General features: G+C 50.1%; 18 protein-coding genes and 1 tRNA gene. 9 read left to right on the forward strand and 10 right to left on the reverse strand.

Annotation, left to right across the window (positions count from 1 at the left end):
- The first annotated feature begins 850 nt into the window (after window positions 1–850).
- A complete protein-coding gene (gene gltA, locus BEN74_RS06840) occupies window positions 851–2128 on the forward strand; it encodes a citrate synthase (RefSeq protein WP_068907412.1) in 1278 nt (425 codons plus the stop codon).
- A 160-nt stretch (window positions 2129–2288) separates the two neighbouring features.
- Here gltA and BEN74_RS06845 read toward each other — a convergent pair whose 3' ends face one another.
- On the reverse strand, window positions 2289–3245 hold the full coding sequence (locus BEN74_RS06845; RefSeq protein ID WP_068907410.1) for a metal-dependent hydrolase: 957 nt from the start codon (window positions 3243–3245) through the stop codon (window positions 2289–2291).
- A gap of 337 nt (window positions 3246–3582) precedes the next feature.
- Between BEN74_RS06845 and BEN74_RS06850 the strand changes: the two genes are divergently transcribed.
- Together BEN74_RS06850 and BEN74_RS06855 are read left to right on the forward strand one after the other, a co-directional pair.
- A complete protein-coding gene (locus tag BEN74_RS06850) occupies window positions 3583–4095 on the forward strand; it encodes a hypothetical protein (RefSeq protein WP_068907407.1) in 513 nt (170 codons plus the stop codon).
- A 335-nt stretch (window positions 4096–4430) separates the two neighbouring features.
- Window positions 4431–6056 (forward strand): NAD+ synthase, encoded by a 1626-nt coding sequence (locus BEN74_RS06855; RefSeq protein ID WP_068907405.1) that lies wholly within the window; start codon window positions 4431–4433, stop codon window positions 6054–6056.
- A gap of 230 nt (window positions 6057–6286) precedes the next feature.
- Here BEN74_RS06855 and BEN74_RS06860 read toward each other — a convergent pair.
- Window positions 6287–6363 (reverse strand) — tRNA-Met (locus BEN74_RS06860).
- Between the two features lie 86 nt (window positions 6364–6449).
- Window positions 6450–6737, reverse strand: a complete 288-nt coding sequence (locus BEN74_RS06865; RefSeq protein ID WP_162898154.1) for a hypothetical protein — start codon at window positions 6735–6737, stop codon at window positions 6450–6452.
- A 188-nt stretch (window positions 6738–6925) separates the two neighbouring features.
- Between BEN74_RS06865 and BEN74_RS06870 the strand changes: the two genes are divergently transcribed.
- Complete coding sequence (locus BEN74_RS06870) at window positions 6926–7366, forward strand: universal stress protein (RefSeq protein WP_068907400.1); 441 nt, start codon at window positions 6926–6928, stop codon at window positions 7364–7366.
- Between the two features lie 44 nt (window positions 7367–7410).
- Here the strand turns inward: BEN74_RS06870 and BEN74_RS06875 are convergent, their stop codons facing one another.
- The gene (locus tag BEN74_RS06875; protein ID WP_068907468.1) at window positions 7411–7728 is read right to left on the reverse strand and encodes an MGMT family protein; all 318 of its coding nucleotides are present in this window, start codon (window positions 7726–7728) and stop codon (window positions 7411–7413) included.
- A 115-nt stretch (window positions 7729–7843) separates the two neighbouring features.
- Window positions 7844–9343, reverse strand: a complete 1500-nt coding sequence (locus BEN74_RS06880; protein WP_068907397.1) for a cation:proton antiporter — start codon at window positions 9341–9343, stop codon at window positions 7844–7846.
- Between the two features lie 228 nt (window positions 9344–9571).
- On the opposite strand from BEN74_RS06880, the gene BEN74_RS06885 reads away from it, so the two are divergent.
- Window positions 9572–10126: a hypothetical protein gene (locus tag BEN74_RS06885; RefSeq protein WP_068907395.1), complete on the forward strand. Its 555-nt coding sequence runs from the start codon at window positions 9572–9574 to the stop codon at window positions 10124–10126.
- 67 nt (window positions 10127–10193) lie between these two features.
- Here BEN74_RS06885 and BEN74_RS06890 read toward each other — a convergent pair whose 3' ends face one another.
- Window positions 10194–11099 carry a neutral zinc metallopeptidase gene (locus tag BEN74_RS06890; protein ID WP_068907392.1) on the reverse strand — a complete coding sequence of 302 codons (906 nt, stop codon included), beginning with the start codon at window positions 11097–11099 and terminating at the stop codon, window positions 10194–10196.
- 55 nt (window positions 11100–11154) lie between these two features.
- Window positions 11155–12075, reverse strand: coding sequence for a DUF808 domain-containing protein (locus BEN74_RS06895; RefSeq protein ID WP_068907390.1), 921 nt, complete (start codon window positions 12073–12075; stop codon window positions 11155–11157).
- Window positions 12076–12265: 190 nt separating this feature from the next.
- Between BEN74_RS06895 and trpS the strand changes: the two genes are divergently transcribed.
- Together trpS and BEN74_RS06905 are read left to right on the forward strand one after the other, a co-directional pair.
- Window positions 12266–13279, forward strand: a complete 1014-nt coding sequence (gene trpS / locus BEN74_RS06900; protein WP_068907388.1) for a tryptophan--tRNA ligase — start codon at window positions 12266–12268, stop codon at window positions 13277–13279.
- A gap of 187 nt (window positions 13280–13466) precedes the next feature.
- A complete protein-coding gene (locus BEN74_RS06905) occupies window positions 13467–13892 on the forward strand; it encodes a VOC family protein (protein ID WP_068907386.1) in 426 nt (141 codons plus the stop codon).
- A 573-nt stretch (window positions 13893–14465) separates the two neighbouring features.
- Here the strand turns inward: BEN74_RS06905 and lysS are convergent.
- Both lysS and BEN74_RS19380 read right to left on the reverse strand, forming a co-directional pair.
- A complete protein-coding gene (lysS, locus tag BEN74_RS06910; RefSeq protein ID WP_068907466.1) occupies window positions 14466–15995 on the reverse strand; it encodes a lysine--tRNA ligase in 1530 nt (509 codons plus the stop codon).
- A gap of 17 nt (window positions 15996–16012) precedes the next feature.
- A complete protein-coding gene (locus BEN74_RS19380; protein ID WP_162898155.1) occupies window positions 16013–16231 on the reverse strand; it encodes a hypothetical protein in 219 nt (72 codons plus the stop codon).
- Window positions 16232–16452: 221 nt separating this feature from the next.
- Between BEN74_RS19380 and BEN74_RS06915 the strand changes: the two genes are divergently transcribed.
- Window positions 16453–16959: a YqiA/YcfP family alpha/beta fold hydrolase gene (locus tag BEN74_RS06915; protein ID WP_068907384.1), complete on the forward strand. Its 507-nt coding sequence runs from the start codon at window positions 16453–16455 to the stop codon at window positions 16957–16959.
- A 70-nt stretch (window positions 16960–17029) separates the two neighbouring features.
- Here BEN74_RS06915 and BEN74_RS06920 read toward each other — a convergent pair whose 3' ends face one another.
- Window positions 17030–17572: an adenine phosphoribosyltransferase gene (locus BEN74_RS06920; RefSeq protein ID WP_068907382.1), complete on the reverse strand. Its 543-nt coding sequence runs from the start codon at window positions 17570–17572 to the stop codon at window positions 17030–17032.
- Window positions 17573–18070: 498 nt separating this feature from the next.
- On the opposite strand from BEN74_RS06920, the gene rubA reads away from it, so the two are divergent.
- Entirely contained in the window at window positions 18071–18235 is a 165-nt protein-coding gene (rubA, locus tag BEN74_RS06925) for a rubredoxin RubA (protein WP_005008208.1), read from the forward strand.
- The last annotated feature ends 14 nt before the right edge of the window (window positions 18236–18249 follow it).

An 18249-nucleotide genomic window follows, 5' to 3' on the forward strand; every position in this document is an offset into this window, starting at 1 on the left:
CCTTAAATAAGAATCATTAACATTAATTCAATACAGCAAGCCCGGCGGGCGCGCCGCAAAAAGGCCACTATGTTGTTGGTTTTGCAATATTAAATCAGAATCCATTTCAGCGCCTGCAGCCGCGGAATGTTTTTTTTAATTTAGACTAAAGATGAACAAAGACAAGACTTTAATAAATCCGCATTATTTTATGACCTTGCGGGTCAATATCCAATACTTCATTTATTAAAAAAATAATTAATATTTATTTTCAATAATAAAGTATTAATATCATGAGCCGAAATAATCACTTAGCTTGCGCGCAATCCCGCTGCTTTAAAGCATTTCCGGGCAGATAAACAGCAGATTCTGCGCCATCCTAACCAATATCGACGATTATTTAGCCAAATTTCACAGTAAAATCAGCTATTTTTTAACCAAATAGACCGGTAAAAGCTAGGCAGTTAGCGCTTTTAAATATGAGTAAGAAAACATCAGCCGCAAATGCGCAACAGCCCTAAGTTACGAGAATTATAATAATTTAAGCAGTAAATTATATTGAACTTGCATCAAACTTCAGAGTTTTTAAGAATTAAAAATCGCTTAGAATTAACGCAGCATCCGTATTTTTCTCTGCACCTTCCCTGCAATTTGACTTATTATACCGCTCCGGTGCTGTGATTTTATTCATCTTTACCGGAGTAAGTTTTGACTAAGCCACTGTGCGGACATCACTTTTATCCATAAGTATAATTGACAAAATTTCAGTTCCCTCTAATCTTAGAGCAAATTTTTGAACCGTCTGATTCGTGCATTACAAGATTAGCACTGCGAGTCAGATCTACATTCACCAGGACAGGAGATCTATTGAATGTCTGAAGCAACTGGCAAGAAAGCCGTATTACAGCTTGATGGCAAAGAAATTGAATTACCAATTTACAGCGGCACATTGGGCCCAGATGTAATCGACGTTAAAGATGTGTTGGCCGCTGGCCACTTCACTTTTGATCCTGGTTTTATGGCGACAGCTGCGTGCGAGTCTAAAATCACTTTCATCGACGGTAACAAAGGCGTGCTTCTGCACCGCGGTTACCCAATCGACCAGTTAGCGACTAAAGCTGATTATTTAGAAACTTGCTATTTACTGCTGAATGGCGAGCTTCCTACAGCTGAGCAGAAAGAAGTATTTGACGCGAAAGTCCGCAACCACACCATGGTTCACGACCAAGTCAGCCGCTTCTTCAATGGTTTCCGCCGCGATGCGCACCCGATGGCGATCATGGTTGGCGTAGTAGGCGCGCTTTCTGCGTTCTATCACAACAACTTAGACATCGAAAATGTTGATCACCGTGAAATTACAGCGATCCGCTTAATTGCTAAAGTGCCTACTTTAGCTGCGTGGAGCTACAAATACACTGTCGGCCAGCCATTCATGTATCCGCGTAACGACCTGAACTACGCTGAAAACTTCCTGTACATGATGTTTGCTACGCCTGCGGACAAAGACTACAAAGTCAACCCGATTCTTGCGAAAGCAATGGACCGCATCTTTACGCTTCATGCTGACCATGAGCAAAACGCGTCTACATCTACAGTGCGTTTAGCAGGTTCTACCGGCGCTAACCCTTATGCATGTATCGCTGCAGGCATCTCTGCGCTTTGGGGCCCTGCTCACGGCGGCGCGAACGAAGCCGTTCTGAAGATGCTTGATGAAATCGGCACGGTAGAAAACGTTGCTGACTTCATGGAAAAAGTGAAGACTAAAGAAGTTAAACTGATGGGCTTCGGCCACCGCGTTTACAAAAACTTCGACCCTCGCGCTAAAGTCATGAAAGAGACTTGCGACGAAGTTCTTAGCGCGCTTGGCATCAACGATCCTCAGCTTGCGCTGGCTATGGAACTTGAACGCATTGCGCTGTCTGATGAATACTTCATCAAACGCAACCTGTACCCGAACGTAGACTTCTACTCAGGCATCATCCTGAAAGCGATCGGCATCCCGACAGAAATGTTTACGGTAATTTTCGCGCTTGCGCGTACCGTTGGCTGGATCAGCCACTGGCTGGAAATGCACAGCGGCCCTTACAAAATCGGCCGTCCTCGTCAGCTTTACACTGGCGAAACGCAGCGCGATATCCAAGGCCGTTAATTCGCAAGAATGAGCCGTTGGAAAGAAACCGCCCTTTGTGGCGGTTTTTTTATGGCCGAAATTCAGCCAGCTGACTATCCAAAAATTTCAAAAAATCCATGCAGCGCCGGTGGGTGTTTTTTTCTTCTGAAAAGCCCCTACTATCCCCCTTCTTTACCTTTTATGCCTTAAATGCCGGAGTAAATTCCCTTACGAAATACGGCGCTAAAACTCCTGTTTCAGGGTTCAGCAGGCGCGCCTTGTAATAAGCTAAAAATTCCGAGGTGTCATAATCATTCGGATGAAAGCCTGGGCGCAGATAGTCAAAAATATGCCGCCAGCTGCTGCCGTAAACGCCGTCTTGCAGGCCGAAAAGCAGCCGGGTGCTGCGCGGCATGTCCTTCCAGTAGCGCCAGCTGATCAGGTTTTCCGGCCGCCGGCAGACCGGCACCAGCAGCGAAGCCGCTGAAATCAGCACTAAAATCGTGATCAGCGCCGGGAAGAAGCCGGCGATGCGCAGGGCGTAATTATTAGAAAGGCTCTGAAAAACATCATAGGCAATGTCTTTATGCTCAGACTCCTCCAGCATGTGCCACATCCAGATCGCGCGCTGCTTTTCATCCTGCGAAGTAAAGAATACCTGCTCATGCTTCATCATGTATTCCGCCAGCACCGCAGTGAAATGCTCAATGCCCGCCATCAAAGACAGCTTCATCGGCTGCGGCAGGCGGCTGAAGCCGTAATCAAACACCCAGCCCGCCCACCTGCGGAACAGCTTGACCGGCAGGCCTTGCTGCATATAGGCGTCATTCAGTTCTTCATGCAGCCTTGAGTGCTGCGCCTCCTGCCCAATCAGCGCCGTCACCCGCTGTTTCAGCAGCGGGTCCTGCAGCCGTTCACGGTGATAGCGCGCCGTGTCAATCACCAAGCCTTCGCCATAGGTCAGGAAAATTGACAGCGAGGCAAAGTAGGCGCTGGCCAGCTCCGCATTCATGCAAAATCTGTGATCCAGCCTGTGCGGCTCAAAATCAAATTTCATATGCCGGATTGGAATAGCCGCCGGCTGCCGGCCGGCATCAAAATGCGGCCCAGCCAGCATTTTGATGAGGATTTTCTTCATTGGACTGATGGTTTGCATAGTTCCTGCTCTTTTTCAGGCCCGCATCCGGACTGCGGAAATAAAAGTGGCCAAGCGCAGCTGCCCAAAGCAGCATGCTTAAAAAGTAAGCCAAGCCCGCCGCGATGCCATTTGCAGAAACCGCCTTTAAACTGGCAAATACTGCCGAAGATCAAAATTGTCTGACCAAATAACCGGAAATTCCGCACATCGCGCCAGATTGATATCCATTCAGGCCATGCGAGTTTTATAAGTCGGGCCGCGCCATCTGCAGCCTGCAGCGCTTTAAAGCCTCCGCGCCGGCAAAAATTTGCTATCTTAAAGCTACCGGCAGCCCCTGCCTTCAGCCTGACCGCTTATGCCCTATTTCATTCCGCTGCTGATTAAAATCCTGAAGCTGGAGCACTTTGAGTGCCGCGGCTTAACCGCAGGCGAAATCGCGCTGTGCAGGCCGGTTTTCGGCAGCCTGATTGACTACAGCCAAGTCAAAATCATGAATCACCCTTACCTGCCGTGGCAAGCCAGGCATGTCTTCATGGCGCCCTGCGGCGCGATCCATGCCAGAGCGCCGAATTACAGCCCCGACTATTCCGCGGAAAGCCGCGCCTTTCAGGGCCTGTTCATTCATGAAATGGCGCATATTTACCAGTATCAGCAGAATATTCATGTGCTGCTACGGGGCGCCATCCTGCAGAGCGCCTTTTTCCTCAGCTTCGGCAGATACAATCCCTATGCATACCGGCTGAAAGCCGGCAAGGCCTTTTTTGACTACAATATTGAACAGCAGGGCGATATTGCGCGGGATATCTTTTTCAAGCGCATTCAGAATATTATCCTTCAGCCGCAGGCCTCACAGCGCCGGACTGGCTGAACAGCCGGAATTAAATTGGATGCGTTTCTCCATTTTGCATCAAAATCAGGCGCAAGATGCCGCACGGCGCAGGCTGAATGAGGCATCCCGCCCCATTTCAATGCTAAAACCTATGAATTGGCTCTAGTATCTAAACCAAATTCAGATAAAATAGCATTGGCTTTAAACGCTTTAAGCCACGGAAGAAATTCTTTGCATCACAGCGTGATGATGTTTTATTTGCGCCCTCAAGGCCGCCTTTTTCAGTACCGAAAATGCACTCTGCTGAATAATTACAATGATAAATATCAGCTTCTTAAGTGTATTCACCCTATAGGAATAGGATTTAGTTGGAAATGAATAGTTTTAAAATTGCACTTGCTCAGTTCTCTCCGCATATCGGCAATTTAGAAGCAAATGCTGAGAAAATGCTGGAACAGGCAAATGAAGCCAAAAAACAAAATGCCGATATTATTGTTTTCCCGGAACTGTCTACAGTGGGCTATCCGGCTGAAGACCTGCTGCTGCGCCCGAGCCTGAGCAAGCGCACTAAGCAGGCTTTTGACAAGCTGGCTGAAATTAAAGGCATTGTTCTGGTTTTCGGCTTTGTGAACCAGACTGAAGACGGCCAGCGCTACAACTCGGCTGCCGTGATGAAGGACGGCCAGGTTTTAGGCGTCTACAATAAGCAGAATCTGCCGAATTACAGCGTTTTCGATGAAAAGCGCTATTTCAGCGAAGGCCATCAGCATCTGGTTTTTGAATACCTTGGCCATAAATTCGGCGTGCTGATCTGCGAAGATATCTGGGCGCTGCCGACGGTGCAGCAGCTGGCGCAGCTGAATGTGGAAACCGTACTGGTTCTGAACGCTTCGCCTTATGAAGTCGGCAAGCCGCAGCACCGCGTGGAAACCATGTCCGCCTTGGCCAAGCAGATGAATTTGAACTTGGTGTACTGCAATCAGGCCGGCGGACAGGATGACCTGATCTTTGACGGCACCAGCTTTGTCATCGGCAAGGAAGGCAAGGTTGCGCTGCAGGCGCCAAGCTTCCAGCAAGGCCTGTATCTGGCAGAATTTGACGCCGAACAGAAAGCTTTCAAAACCGGTACGGTCACGCCTGCGCTTGACACGATGGCTGAAATCTATCAAAGCCTAGTAATGGCAACCCGCGACTATGTACAGCGTTCAGGCTTCCCCGGCGTGATTCTCGGCTTATCCGGCGGCATCGACTCGGCGCTGACGCTGGCGATCGCCGCTGACGCCATTGGCCCTGAGAATGTTCAGGCGGTAATGATGCCGTACACCTATACATCGCAAATCAGCGTGGAAGACGCCGCGGCGCAGGCCAAAACCATGGGCGTGACCTTCGGCATTGCCGAAATCAACCCGATTGTTTCCAGCTTCATGCATGCGCTGTACCCGTTTTTCGGCAACTCTCCAGCGGATGCGACTGAAGAAAACCTGCAGGCGCGCTCGCGCGGCACGCTGCTGATGGCGCTTTCCAACAAGTTCGGCAATCTGGTGCTGTCAACCGGCAACAAGTCTGAACTGGCAGTCGGCTACTGCACGCTGTACGGCGACATGGCCGGCGGTTTTGCGGTACTGAAAGACGTGTATAAAACCATCGTCTTTGAGCTGGCGAAATACCGCAACAGCATCGCCGCCGCACCGGTGATTCCTGAACGCGTGATCAGCCGCCCGCCTTCCGCAGAGCTGCGCCCGGATCAGAAGGATCAGGATTCGCTGCCGGCTTATGATATGCTGGACGCCATTCTGTACGCCTACATTGAAGAAGACGCCAGCCAGGACGATATTATCGCCAAAGGTTTCGATGCGGAAACCGTGGCTAAAATCATCCGCCTGGTGGACCTAAATGAATACAAGCGCCGCCAAGGCGCAATTGGCCCGCGCATCAGCTCGCGCGCATTCAGCCGCGAACGCCGCTACCCGATTGTCAATGGCTGGAAGCCGGGCGTCTAATGCCGCACTGAAATCCATGCAGCAGAAAGCTCAAACTCCGGTTTGAGCTTTTTTTATGCGGAAACTGCGCGCAAAGGCCCGATTTGAATGCTGGCGCGCAGCCTGCATTGATGATTGATGAAGGGGAAAAAGATCAGCGCTGAAACAAGAAGCAGCCCAAAGCAAAAAAAGCCGGACCGCTTTTCCGCAGGCAAAAAAAGAGGCCAAGCTGAGAGCTTGGCCTTTTAAAATGGTGGCTATGACGGGACTCGAACCTGTGACCCCAGCATTATGAGTGCTGTGCTCTAACCAACTGAGCTACATAGCCGTAAACTGTGTGCGCATTATCTTAACTTAGCTAGCGAGCGTCAAGCTTTTTCAGCCGCGAATGCTCATACTTCACCCAACTTCGCATCAATAACTTAAAAAATAAGCAAAATTGCGGTTTATTCCGGAAGTTTTCATATTTTCATTTAAAAATTGAGCAGTTAGCCTAGAGAGGCTGAAGCTGGCAGCCCGCAAGAGCGCTGGCAGCCTCCCTTTGCCTGAACCGGGTAAAAGCGCCATTCGGCGGGAATACAGGCGCAGATTCACCGCAGCAAAATGCCCCGCACCGGCTGCCTGCGCATTCACAGCCGCCATTGATCTGAATTCCGCATCAAACTTTAGTGTTAGATAAATATCAACAAGACGTTTCAGCATGCACCATGCATAGAGTAAGTCATTCATATCTTTTGATATTGTTGAACTTTTTCAGAAATATCCGTATAAATCCGCTAGGTTTTCTTTATTTTTGTTTCGCGCTATGATCAAGCCAAGGCAGTTATTTTTCATACAATGCAAACTTAAGCAGCTGCTTATAAAATGTTTAGACAATAAGGAGAATTCACATGGCGTTTCAAAATATTTTAGTTCCCGTTGATGGCTCAGAAACTTCTTACGCTGCGGTGGCGAAAGCTGCAGAATTTGCAAAGGCATTCAACAGCAAAATTACTGTTGTTCAGGTTTTAGTGCTCGACCCCTACATCGCTGCTGAATACATTTCCGCATCGCAGACCAACGACCTGATTGAGCGCGCCCGCACTTCTATTATTGATACCCTGGCTGAAGTAAAAGCCAAATTCCATACAGACGGCGTTGAAGTTGAAACAAAATTGCTGGAAGGCCAAGTTGTGCATACTGAAATTGCCAACGCCGCGCGGGACACCAAGGCGGATCTGATTGTGATCGGTTCTCATGGGCGCACAGGCATTAAGAAATTTTTCTTAGGCAGCGTTGCGCAAAGTGTTTTGGGCGCTTCTGATATTCCTGTGCTTGTTGTACGCAAGTAATTCTGAATCTGAGTTCTTCCTGCATGCGCATGGAGAACTCAGGCTTAGGCCACCCATTGATGCTTTTTCAGGTCAATTTTAGCACCAATGACCGCAATACCTTCCTGCCGCAGCAAAAGCTGCTGAATATTTTCCCCGCGCTCATCCAGCCTGCTTAGGCTGATTTTCCCCTGACTGTTGATCACCCGGTGCCACGGCAGATCGGCCTGCGCATCCATATGCTTCAGCGCATAGCCGACGAGGCGCGCATGCTTCGGCAAGCCGGCCAATTTCGCCACCTGCCCGTAAGTTGCGACTTTTCCGTACGGAATCAGCGCAACGACAGCCAGAATCTGCTGTACAAGCTCTCGGCTCTGCATCATATCAATATCCTTTAAAATCCGGCCACCGGCCATAAAAAGAAATGCAAAGGCGCTCTGAGTTTAAAGCAAACTGCTCAAATTAGAATAACGGCGGATAGCGCTCCAGCCGGCCCGCCTAAAAATTGCTAGGATCTTCCAGGCGCTTAACCTCCTGAACCCGCTCTGGATTATGCACAGCAGCCACGCCGTCATCCGCCTTTTCATCAATCAGGCTTTCAGGCTTGTATACCGTGATGGTTTCATTGCCGTATGCATCTTCACCAACCGTATACTGAAAGCCCTTGCGGTTCATCTTATGACACATGCGCTGATACCAGCCCTTAAAGCCCTGCGTTTCTTCATTCGGATTATGATAGAAGGCGTTCATGACCGCCGGCAGGCCTAAGCCGCAGACCACGCCGGACAGCAGCACTGCAATAAAGGTATAGCCAATGAGAATGCTGCTGTATTCGCTCAGCTGCGGCACATTGGCCACGGCCAGAATCAGCGCCAGCGAGATGCCGCCGCGCACCCCGCCCCAGGATAAAATCGCCAGGCTGCCGTTATAGCTTTTCTGGCGGAAACTCGGGAAAAATGCAAAGGACAGGTAATTGGCGGCGAAGCGCGATGCATGCAGAATAAGGAACGCGACGATCCCGCCCAGAATCAAGCTGATGCTTAAATCCAGAATAAACAGCTCCAAGCCGATCAAGGTGAACAGGAAGGAATTGATGATGCCTTCGACGGTATGCCAGAAATGGTTGACCTCGCGGATTTCGCGCGCTTCCAGAATTTCTTTCCAGCGGTTGCCGACAATCAGGCCGCCAATCACGCAGGCAATCGGCGCAGAGGCATGCGCCAGCAGCGCCACCAGATAGGAGCCGCAGGCCAGCAAAGCCGTGGTTAAAATCAGCGATTCCATTTCATGCTTGCCGCGCAGCAGGCGCAGAATGCCCTGCCCAAAGCCCCAGCCGATAATCACCGCAACAGCGATTTCATACAGCAGCGTTTCCAGCACGCCCAGCACGGTAAAATGCTCGCCTTTCAGCACATTCAGCAGCGTCATAAACAGCGCAATACACATGGCGTCATTAAACAGAGATTCGCCTTCCAGCTTCACCATAAGGTGATGCGGGGCGCGCACGGAGCTGAGCACGCCCTTCACCCCAATCGGGTCGGTCGCCCCCAAAGCCGCGCCCAGCAGGAGCAGAACCAGCAGGTCAACATGCTGGCCCATCAGGAACTGGTAGCCGTACAGCGCAAGCCCGAAAAACGCCGCGCACAGCACTAGGGCGATGCTGGCCAGAATGCTGATGGGTTTCCAGTAGCTGTGCAGATCAGACACCTTAAATTTAAGCGCAGATGAAGTCAGAATGAAGCAGATCACGCCATTGATCAGGAAATCATAAAAGTCGATATGCCTGACCGCTTCTTCAATGTTGTGGATATTGATCGTGACAAACTGGTTGCCGTTCAGCAGGCTTGCGCCCCACTGCAGAATAAACACGAAAATTGCGGAAACAATCGGGACGCCAATGGCTTGAGGAAAGCCGAGGATCCGCTTATTGAAAATAGTGGTTGCAATAGACAGTGCAAAAATGACGGTAAAAACCTGTAAGAAAAAAAAGTTTCCCATGCTGTTTCCAATTCTCTGATCTGCGGCGCTATATAGGGAATTCTATACATTCAACGGATAAATGCTTTATCAAAAAGCATTTATATCTGAAATATTTTAGCGAATTTCCCAGCCCGCGCCTGTATCAGTTCAGTTTATTTCACAATTGCATCGGGTGATGCGGTAACATACCGGCTCTTGCATGCATTCCATGCATCCGCTTTGGCCTACTCAGCACCTCTTGCCCCTATGCATCACACTATCAAGCTTATTTTCCGCGCCTGTTTCGCTGCTGTGATTTTTACCGTCACTGCGGCCCTGTTGCTGACCTGCTTTTCCAAGGCTTATGAAATTGCTCAGGCGCAGCAGAATTTTGCGCAGGCAAAGAAAACTCATCTGCAGTCTACCGCGCAGGAGCAGCTGGTGCTGCTGTCCAATAATCAGAAGCCGGATCAGGCCGTGTATGTCGCAATTGCGCAAAACGGCTATATAGCCAAAGCTGCCTGCCAGCACTATCCGGAAATTTGCCTGGATGAATACAATCAGCAGCAGACTCGGCAGGTGCAAAACATTGATTTAATTAAAGCTGGGAATTTCCACTATATTCAGAATGTGCAATATACTGACAGCCGAACGCAGCGCAGCCAGCGCCTGAGCTATACACCTGAACAGATTCAGCAGTTTTATCTGCAGGATGTTGCTGACTTGAAATATGTGGTTTTTGGCATAGGCCTATTCGCCTTGGCTTCGCTGTTTGTCAGCTTCCGCATCCTGCGCAATTTCAAAAAATTCCTGAATAAATAAGGATGCAATTTTAAATGCAGAAACAGGAACAATGCTTTACTGTTCCCTGCTTCAGCAAAATTTACGGTTAAACAGGCTGATTAAAGGTATCGCAGCTGTCCATCTGGCCGGATTTCAGGCCTTTTTGAAACCACGCCATGCGCTGCGCGCTGCTGCCGTGGGTAAAGCTGTCCGGCACCACCTGCCCTGTGGCGCTTTTCTGCAGATAGTCATCGCCGATTTTATGCGCCGCATCCATCGCCTCCTCAATATCGCCCGGTTCAAGGAACTGCGTGCGCTGCTGATTATGATGCGCCCAAATGCCTGCAAGGCAGTCCGCCTGCAGCTCCTGGCGCACGGACAGCTGATTGCCCTGAACTTTGGACGCCTGCGCGCGCGCCTGCTGCACCTGCGCTGAAATGCCCAGCAAGGTTTGAATATGATGACCCACCTCATGCGCCACCACATAGGCCTGCGCGAAGTCGCCGGCCTGATCCTGCCTGGACAGCTCAGTCTGATTCTGCTCGCCGGAAATGCCCATCTGCGTGCGCATGTCTTTAAAGAACCCGGTATCAATATAGACTTTCCGGTCGGCCGGACAGTAGAACGGCCCCATGGCGGACTGCGCCGCGCCGCAGCCTGAACTGACTGCGCCGCTGAACATCACCAGCTTAGGGGGCGCATATTGCGCGCCCAGCTGGCTTTGAAAAACCTGCGCCCAGGTATCTTCAGTATCCGCCAGCACTGTGCCGACAAAGGCAATGGCTTCCTGCTGCTCCGGCGTGGGATTGTCCAAGCCTCTGGTTTCGGCAGCTGCGCCCTGTTCGGTCAGCTGCTTGGTGGCCTGATACGCCTGCTGCGGATCGGCGCCAAAAAACTTCCACGCCACAAACGCCGCGATCAGGCCTAAAATGCTGATGCCTCCGGCTTTGGCTCCGCCCCCGCCGCGGCGGTCTTCGACATTTTCACTGACACGGCGACCTTTCCAACGCATAACGATTATCCTTTATCTTAAGAGCCTCAGCCGGCCGAACGCGCCGCATGCGCAGTTATGCCGGCTTAGGCCAGAGCTTTTTCACCAAGCCGACCGCCAACAGTACCAGCAGTCCGGCAATCAAGCCGATCAGCAGATTCAGCGAGTTCTGGGCAACTGCACCGATAATGCTGCCGGCGCTCGGAATCTCCTGCACATATTTTACCGTACCTTCGGAAAAATGGTGCATCCACGGCACAGCATGATTGATGATGCCGCCGCCGACCAGAAACATCGCAACCGTTCCGACCACAGACAGCGTTTTCATCAGCACTGGAGCAAAGGCCAGCAGGCCGCGCCCAATGCGCTGTTTCGCGCTTGAAGCCTGCTCAGTCAAGTGCAGTCCAATATCATCAATTTTAACAATCAGCGCCACAAAGCCGTAAACGCCGACCGTCATCGCAATGGCAATCAAGCTGAGTACGCTGACTTTAGTCAGAAAGCCGGCTGCGGCCACTGTGCCCAGCGAAATCACCACAATTTCTGCAGAAAGGATAAAGTCGGTGCGGATAGCGCCTTTCACCTTATCCTTTTCATAGAGCGCAAGGTCAATTTCAGTATGCTCCAGTTCCCGCTGGGCTTCATCCGCCGTTTGGGGCTTTTTATGCTGCAGGCTGTGCAGCAGTTTTTCCACGCCTTCATAGCACAGAAACAGGCCGCCCAGCATCAGCAGGGGGTTAATCGCCCACGGCGCAACCACGCTGATTAGCAGCGCAAGCGGCACCAGAATCAGCTTATTCACAAAAGAGCCTTTCGCCACACTCCAGACAACCGGCAGTTCTCGGTCTGAGCGCACGCCGCTGACCTGCTGCGCATTCAAGGCCAAGTCATCGCCTAAAACGCCTGCGGTTTTTTTGGCGGCCATTTTGCTCATGACCGCAACATCATCAAGCACCGTGGCAATATCATCTAAAAGCAATAACAGGCTGCTGGCCATTGTTGTTTTTCCTATTCATTTTTCTGCAATTCTAAAGGGTTTTGCAGGTTTTTCCGCATTTGGCTTATTAAATCACAGATATTTTTCAGCTGGGTTTTTATTGTTACTGACATAAAAAAAAATAATGCCGTACAATGTTGCCATTCTTTGAAAACGTACTGCAGCGCTGGCTGCTATTATGGAACAAATAATGAGCAATCAAGATAACCGTCCAGTGATTTTGACTGGCGACCGCCCAACCGGACAGCTTCACCTCGGCCACTTTGTCGGCTCTTTACGTTCGCGCGTAGGCCTGCAGGACTCCCACCATCAGCATCTTTTGCTGGCGGATGCGCAGGCGCTGACAGACAATGCGGACAACTTTGAGAAAGTCCGCCGCAACATTATTGAAGTTGCGACAGACTATTTGGCTGTGGGCATCGACCCTGCAAAAACAACCATTTGCGTTCAGTCCTGCCTCCCGGCGCTGAATGAGCTGACCATGCTGTACTTGAACTTTGTCACTGTGGCGCGCCTGGAGCGCAACCCGACCATCAAGTCTGAAATTCAGATGCGCGGCTTTGAGCGTGACATTCCTGCCGGCTTCCTGTGCTACCCGGTTGCGCAGGCTGCCGACATTACCGCTTTCAAGGCCACCGTGGTTCCAGTCGGCGAAGATCAGATTCCGATGATTGAGCAGACCAACGAAATTGTGCGCCGCTTGAACCGCCAGATTGGCCGTGAGCTGCTGCCGGAATGCAAAGCGCTGCTGTCCAATATGGGCCGCCTGCCGGGCTTTGACGGCAAGGCGAAAATGTCTAAATCGCTGGGCAATACCATTGTTCTGGACGCTTCGGACAAGGACATCAAAAAAGCGGTCAACGCGATGTACACTGACCCGAATCACCTGCGCATTGAAGATCCGGGCCAAGTGGAAGGCAATATCGTCTTCACTTATCTGGACGCTTTTGACACCAATAAGGAAGAAGTTGAAGAGCTGAAAGCGCACTACCGCCGCGGCGGCTTAGGCGACGGCACCGTGAAGAAGCGCCTTGAAGGCGTGCTGAAAGAGCTGATCAGTCCAATCCGCGAGCGCCGCATGGAGCTTGCCAAAGACCCTGACTACATCATGGACATCTTAAAGGCCGGCACAGACAAATGCCGCGATATTACCCAGCAGACTTTAGATGAAGTGAAATCCGGCTTAGGCGTTTTTCATTTCTAAGCGCGTAAGTTTTAAATAAAGCTTTTAAAAAGTGCTGCTTTAAGCCGGCCAGTTAAGAAACTGGCCGGCTTTTTCTTTTTTAAGCGGAGCTATTAGCTGCGCCGAAAAATGCTGTTGCAAAGCGCTACTTTAACTTTATGATGAACTGGAATACGCGGCAATTCGGCCCTTAGATACGGAGAATGGCATGAAAACTCAGCTGCACCGCGGACGGCTCATTGACCACATTCAGCTTGTGGTACGCGACCTTAAGGCCAGCCAAGATTTCTATGCAGCCGTATTGGCTGTGCTGGAGATCCCCATCACCGCCACAGCTGAAGGCTATTTCTGGGCGGATGAACTCGTCGTATCTTCAGCGGAAAGCCCGGCTGCGCAGGGCATGCTGACGGGGCGCCATCACTTGGCATTTCAGGCCAAAGACCGCACAGCTGTGGATGCGTTCTATCGCGCGGCGCTGGCTCATGGCGGCCGCAGCAACGGCGAACCGGGTGAGCGCTCCTATCATCCCGGCTATTATGCTGCTTTTGTAATTGACCCCGACGGCAACAATATAGAGGCGGTATATCATGGTGAGGCGCAGCGCAGCGTTCCGTCGGTGGTGATCGAGTTTTAGGATTTAAGGAGGCCGCTTAAAGCGCTTTTCCGGCCCAATTGGCCGGATTTTAACGCTGCGGTTTGATTGATCATCAAAAGCAAAGCAGCAATTATGCAGCCGCCTGCATCCACTAATCGGCATTTTCCGCAACTTTTCCAGATGCAGCAACAAAGAGCAGGCAATTTCCTCAGCTGGCCGGCATTATTTCCCAGTGTTCATTTTTTGTGATGAAAAGCAGATTAAAAAATCAAACAATGTTGAATACATCACACAAATATCAAGTTTTTAACGTTAGTTAACATGCCGTAACGCGAATGCTGATGACGTGACTGGCCGTTCATCCTAAGATTACCCTATGCTTTTAGGGAAACCTGAAGCCATATATTTCTCCTTTACCGAAGCTGCGAAAGCGGATTCGTTGTTCTACGCAATGAAAACCCCAATCATTGCGTATTTTTTTGCCTAAAATTCAGCAAAGCCTTGCTCAAAACCAGCCATACTTTTAATCTTTTGATGCCAGATCCGATACGGGATGGCTGGCATCTGCGCGAAAAAAAACCCGCATGGCGCGGGTTTTTCAGCATTTGCAGCTTATGCGTTTTTATGGCGCATATGCGGGAATAAAATCACATCGCGGATGCTTGGCGCATTGGCGAACAGCATCACCAGGCGGTCAATGCCGATGCCTTCGCCGGCTGTCGGCGGCAAGCCGTATTCCAGCGCTTCAATAAAGTCCGCATCGAAATGCATCGCTTCATCGTCGCCTGCGTCTTTTTCAGCAACCTGCGCCTGAAAACGCTCAGCCTGATCGATTGGATCATTAAGCTCAGAGAAGCCATTCGCCAATTCACGGCCGCCGATGAAGAATTCAAAGCGGTCGGTGATGTGCGGGTTGTCATCATTGCGGCGCGCCAAAGGCGAAGTTTCCGCAGGATATTCCGTAATGAATGTCGGCTGGCGCAACTTGGTTTCAACCGTTTCTTCAAACACGATGGTCTGCAGGCGGCCCAAGCCAAAGCCCGGCTTAACCTGCTCTTTCAGCTCTTCCTGAATGAATTTGGCCAGGAAGTCGCGGTCAGCGACATTTTCCGCGGTGAACTGCGGATTGTGCTCAAGAATGGCGTCAGCCATTGAAATTTTCTTAAACGGGCCTTTGAAGCTGTACACTTCATCGCCGTAAGGCACATCGGTAGAACCCAGAATATCAAGCGCCAGCTTTTCCAGCATATTTTCAGTCAAAGCCATCAGGTCTTTATAGTCTGCATAGGCCTGGTAGAATTCAATCATGGTGAATTCAGGGTTGTGGCGCGTTGAAACGCCTTCGTTGCGGAAGTTGCGGTTAATTTCAAATACCCGCTCAAAACCGCCGACAACCAGGCGCTTTAAGTAAAGTTCAGGCGCAATGCGCAAAAACAGCGGCATGTCCAATGCATTATGATGCGTTTGGAATGGACGCGCAGACGCGCCGCCCGGAATCACATGCATCATTGGCGTTTCAACTTCCATGAAACGCTCATTGATTAAATAGCTGCGGATGCCGGCAACCACTTTGGCGCGGATTTCAAAAGTTTTGCGGGTTTCTTCATTGACGATCAAGTCTAAATAGCGCTGGCGGTATTTAACTTCAGTGTCGTTCAGGCCGTGGAATTTGTCCGGCAGCGGGCGCAGCGACTTGGTTAAAAGCTCAAAATGCTCGATGTGGACATACAGATCGCCCTTGCCGGAACGGCCGATATAGCCTTCAACAGCGATAATATCGCCCAGATCCAGGCTTTTAATGCTTTCCAGCACTTTAGGCTCAAGCTCTTTGCGCGCAACATACAGCTGGATGCGGCCAGTCATGTCCTGAATCACAATGAATGAACCGCGGTTCAGCATCACGCGGCCGGCAACACTGACCTGCACGCGCTCGCCTGCTTCAATTTCTTCTTTAGATTTGTCAGCGAATTCAACTTGCAAATCCTGCGCATAATGCTCGCGCTTGAATGTATTCGGCCAAGGGCTTACGCCGCTTTGCTTCGCATCTTCTTCAATTTGCTTTAACTTGGCATGACGCTGTGCAATTAAATCGTTTTCGGAAAGAAGCTGTTCAGAAGTCGATTGAGCGTTATGTTGCGTCATCTCTGCCTCGAATATGATTAGTAAAATGGAAGTCGCATAGCATAGCAGAAATACAGCAAAATTCGTAGATTCTCTGATAATTTCAGCTGGCCTGCGCCGCGGCCGGCCGCGCAAATTGCCTGCGCCGCAATGCCGCAGGCCAATTTCCGCCGGATATTTTCCAGCGCCGCGGCCGGATCCATGCATCGCCGCAATGCGCCAGACCCGCAAGCGCGTGGCGCCATGCGCATTTCCATTTGATTCTGCAGGGATTTCCGCGCAGCGCAACAGCGCACCGCAACGCGGTTTCATGCTTCTGCGCCTTCCCGCCGCTTCAGCCATTCGCCCTTAGTAGATTAGACCAAAATCTAAATTCCTTATTTGCTCAGGCGCACTACAATATTCAAATATATTGGTTGAAAAGTGAATTATTTTCAGTCCTCAGCAATTATTGAAAAAGCCAGTGCGAACAAAAACAATGAACTCCTGCGTATCTAAAATTTTATTTCTGCATGGTTTAGATTCTTCGCGTGAATCAACCAAATTTCATGCCATTGACGCCAAGCGGAAATATTGCATCAATGTCGACTACCGCAACCTGAATTTCCAGACCGTTGCCGACTTTTATGATGAAATTATTGAGAAAATTAAGCCTGATATCATTGTCGGCCACAGCCTGGGCGGCTATTGGGCGCTGAAAATGTCGCTGGCGCACCAGATACCCTGCGTTATCGCCAACCCCAGCCTGCAGCCGCATTTCCGTGAAGATTATCCCGCAATCTGCGATGAAGATCTGGATCATGATATTCCGCAGCTGGCCTATCTGGAACTGGGCGATGAAATTCTGGATATGCGCGCGGCGCAGGAGCAGCTGGAAGACTATATGCAGATTCAGGCGCTGGAAGGCGGCCACCACCGGCTGATCTGTCCGGAAAATTTAAATGGCCTGATCCGGCAGATTGAACAGAATTTCCTGCATAAATAAAAAAGCCCTGCATATCACAGGGCTTTTCCCGTTCAGGTTGATGGCCTGAACGCATTTCCGAATGGGCGCTTTAAGCTGCCTGAGATTCCGGCTTGGACTTTTCATCCAAAACCGGCCAAATCTCCATTCCTAAATCCTGATGCATGTCCGGCAAATCCAGAAAAATGCTGGCGCCCAACACCTGATGACGGCACTTTTCGGCCAGCTGCTTCACGGCGCGCAATGTTCCGCCGGTCGCCAGCACATCATCCACCAAAATCACTTTCTGGCTTTTAATTTCTGCAGACATTTCCAGACGGTCTAAGCCGTACTCCAGGCTGTAGCCCACGCCCACCACCGGCGGCGGCAATTTGCCCGCCTTGCGCACCAAAATCAGGCCTTTGCCTGTGCGCTGCGCCAGCAGGCTCGCCAGCACAAAGCCGCGCGCTTCCACCGCAACAAAACTCTCCGCTTCCGCCAGTTTTTCTGCCGGAATGCCGGCAATCAAAGCGTCGGTCAAAGGGCCGATGTTATTGATGAATAATGGCGTCAGGTCATAAAAACAAATACCCGGCTTAGGAAAATCCTGAACAGTACGAATGTGCGACCACAATACCGCAGACAAATTGCGCATAGGAGAACTATATAAATAAGAAAGGAATAGCTTAATTTTAGCGCTAAAACTGCGCAATGAACAGCCAACACTTAATACCGGAACAGCCTTGAAAATTATAAGTTATTGATTTTATTAAGTTCATTTTTTAAATAAATAACAGGTATGTATTAACCTTATCTTATTCTAATAAATCAGGCGCTTATATTCTTCTAGACTTTAGTCTAAATCAAGGCGGAAAGCCTGCAGGCAACGCCATTTATCCGCTCAGACGGCGCCAATCAGGGCTAAAATTCAGCCCATGGCGGGTTTTCTGACATTTTTTGTCCCCGCCTGATATTCTGCTTCTAATTTCACTGATTAAACTCTTATGCACTTTACTTTATAATAGGAACTGCGTAAAAATTTAATGCATGAGTTTGCTGTTAAAGCCGCATCCGTTAAAATCACATTATTAAAGTGTTGCAGTATATGAGTTTTTACTGATCCTTATATTTAGATCAGTTTTTGGAGAGTCAAATGAAAAAATATCAATGCATCGTTTGCGGATGGATCTATGATGAAGCAGAAGGCTGGCCGCAGGACGGCATTGTGGCGGGCACAAAATGGGATGACATCCCTGACGACTGGACCTGCCCGGACTGCGGCGTGTCTAAAGCCGACTTTGAAATGGTTGAGATTTAATACTTAAAGCAAAA

The sequence above is a fragment of the Acinetobacter sp. WCHAc010034 genome, from assembly GCF_001696615.3.
Lineage (GTDB): Bacteria > Pseudomonadota > Gammaproteobacteria > Pseudomonadales > Moraxellaceae > Acinetobacter.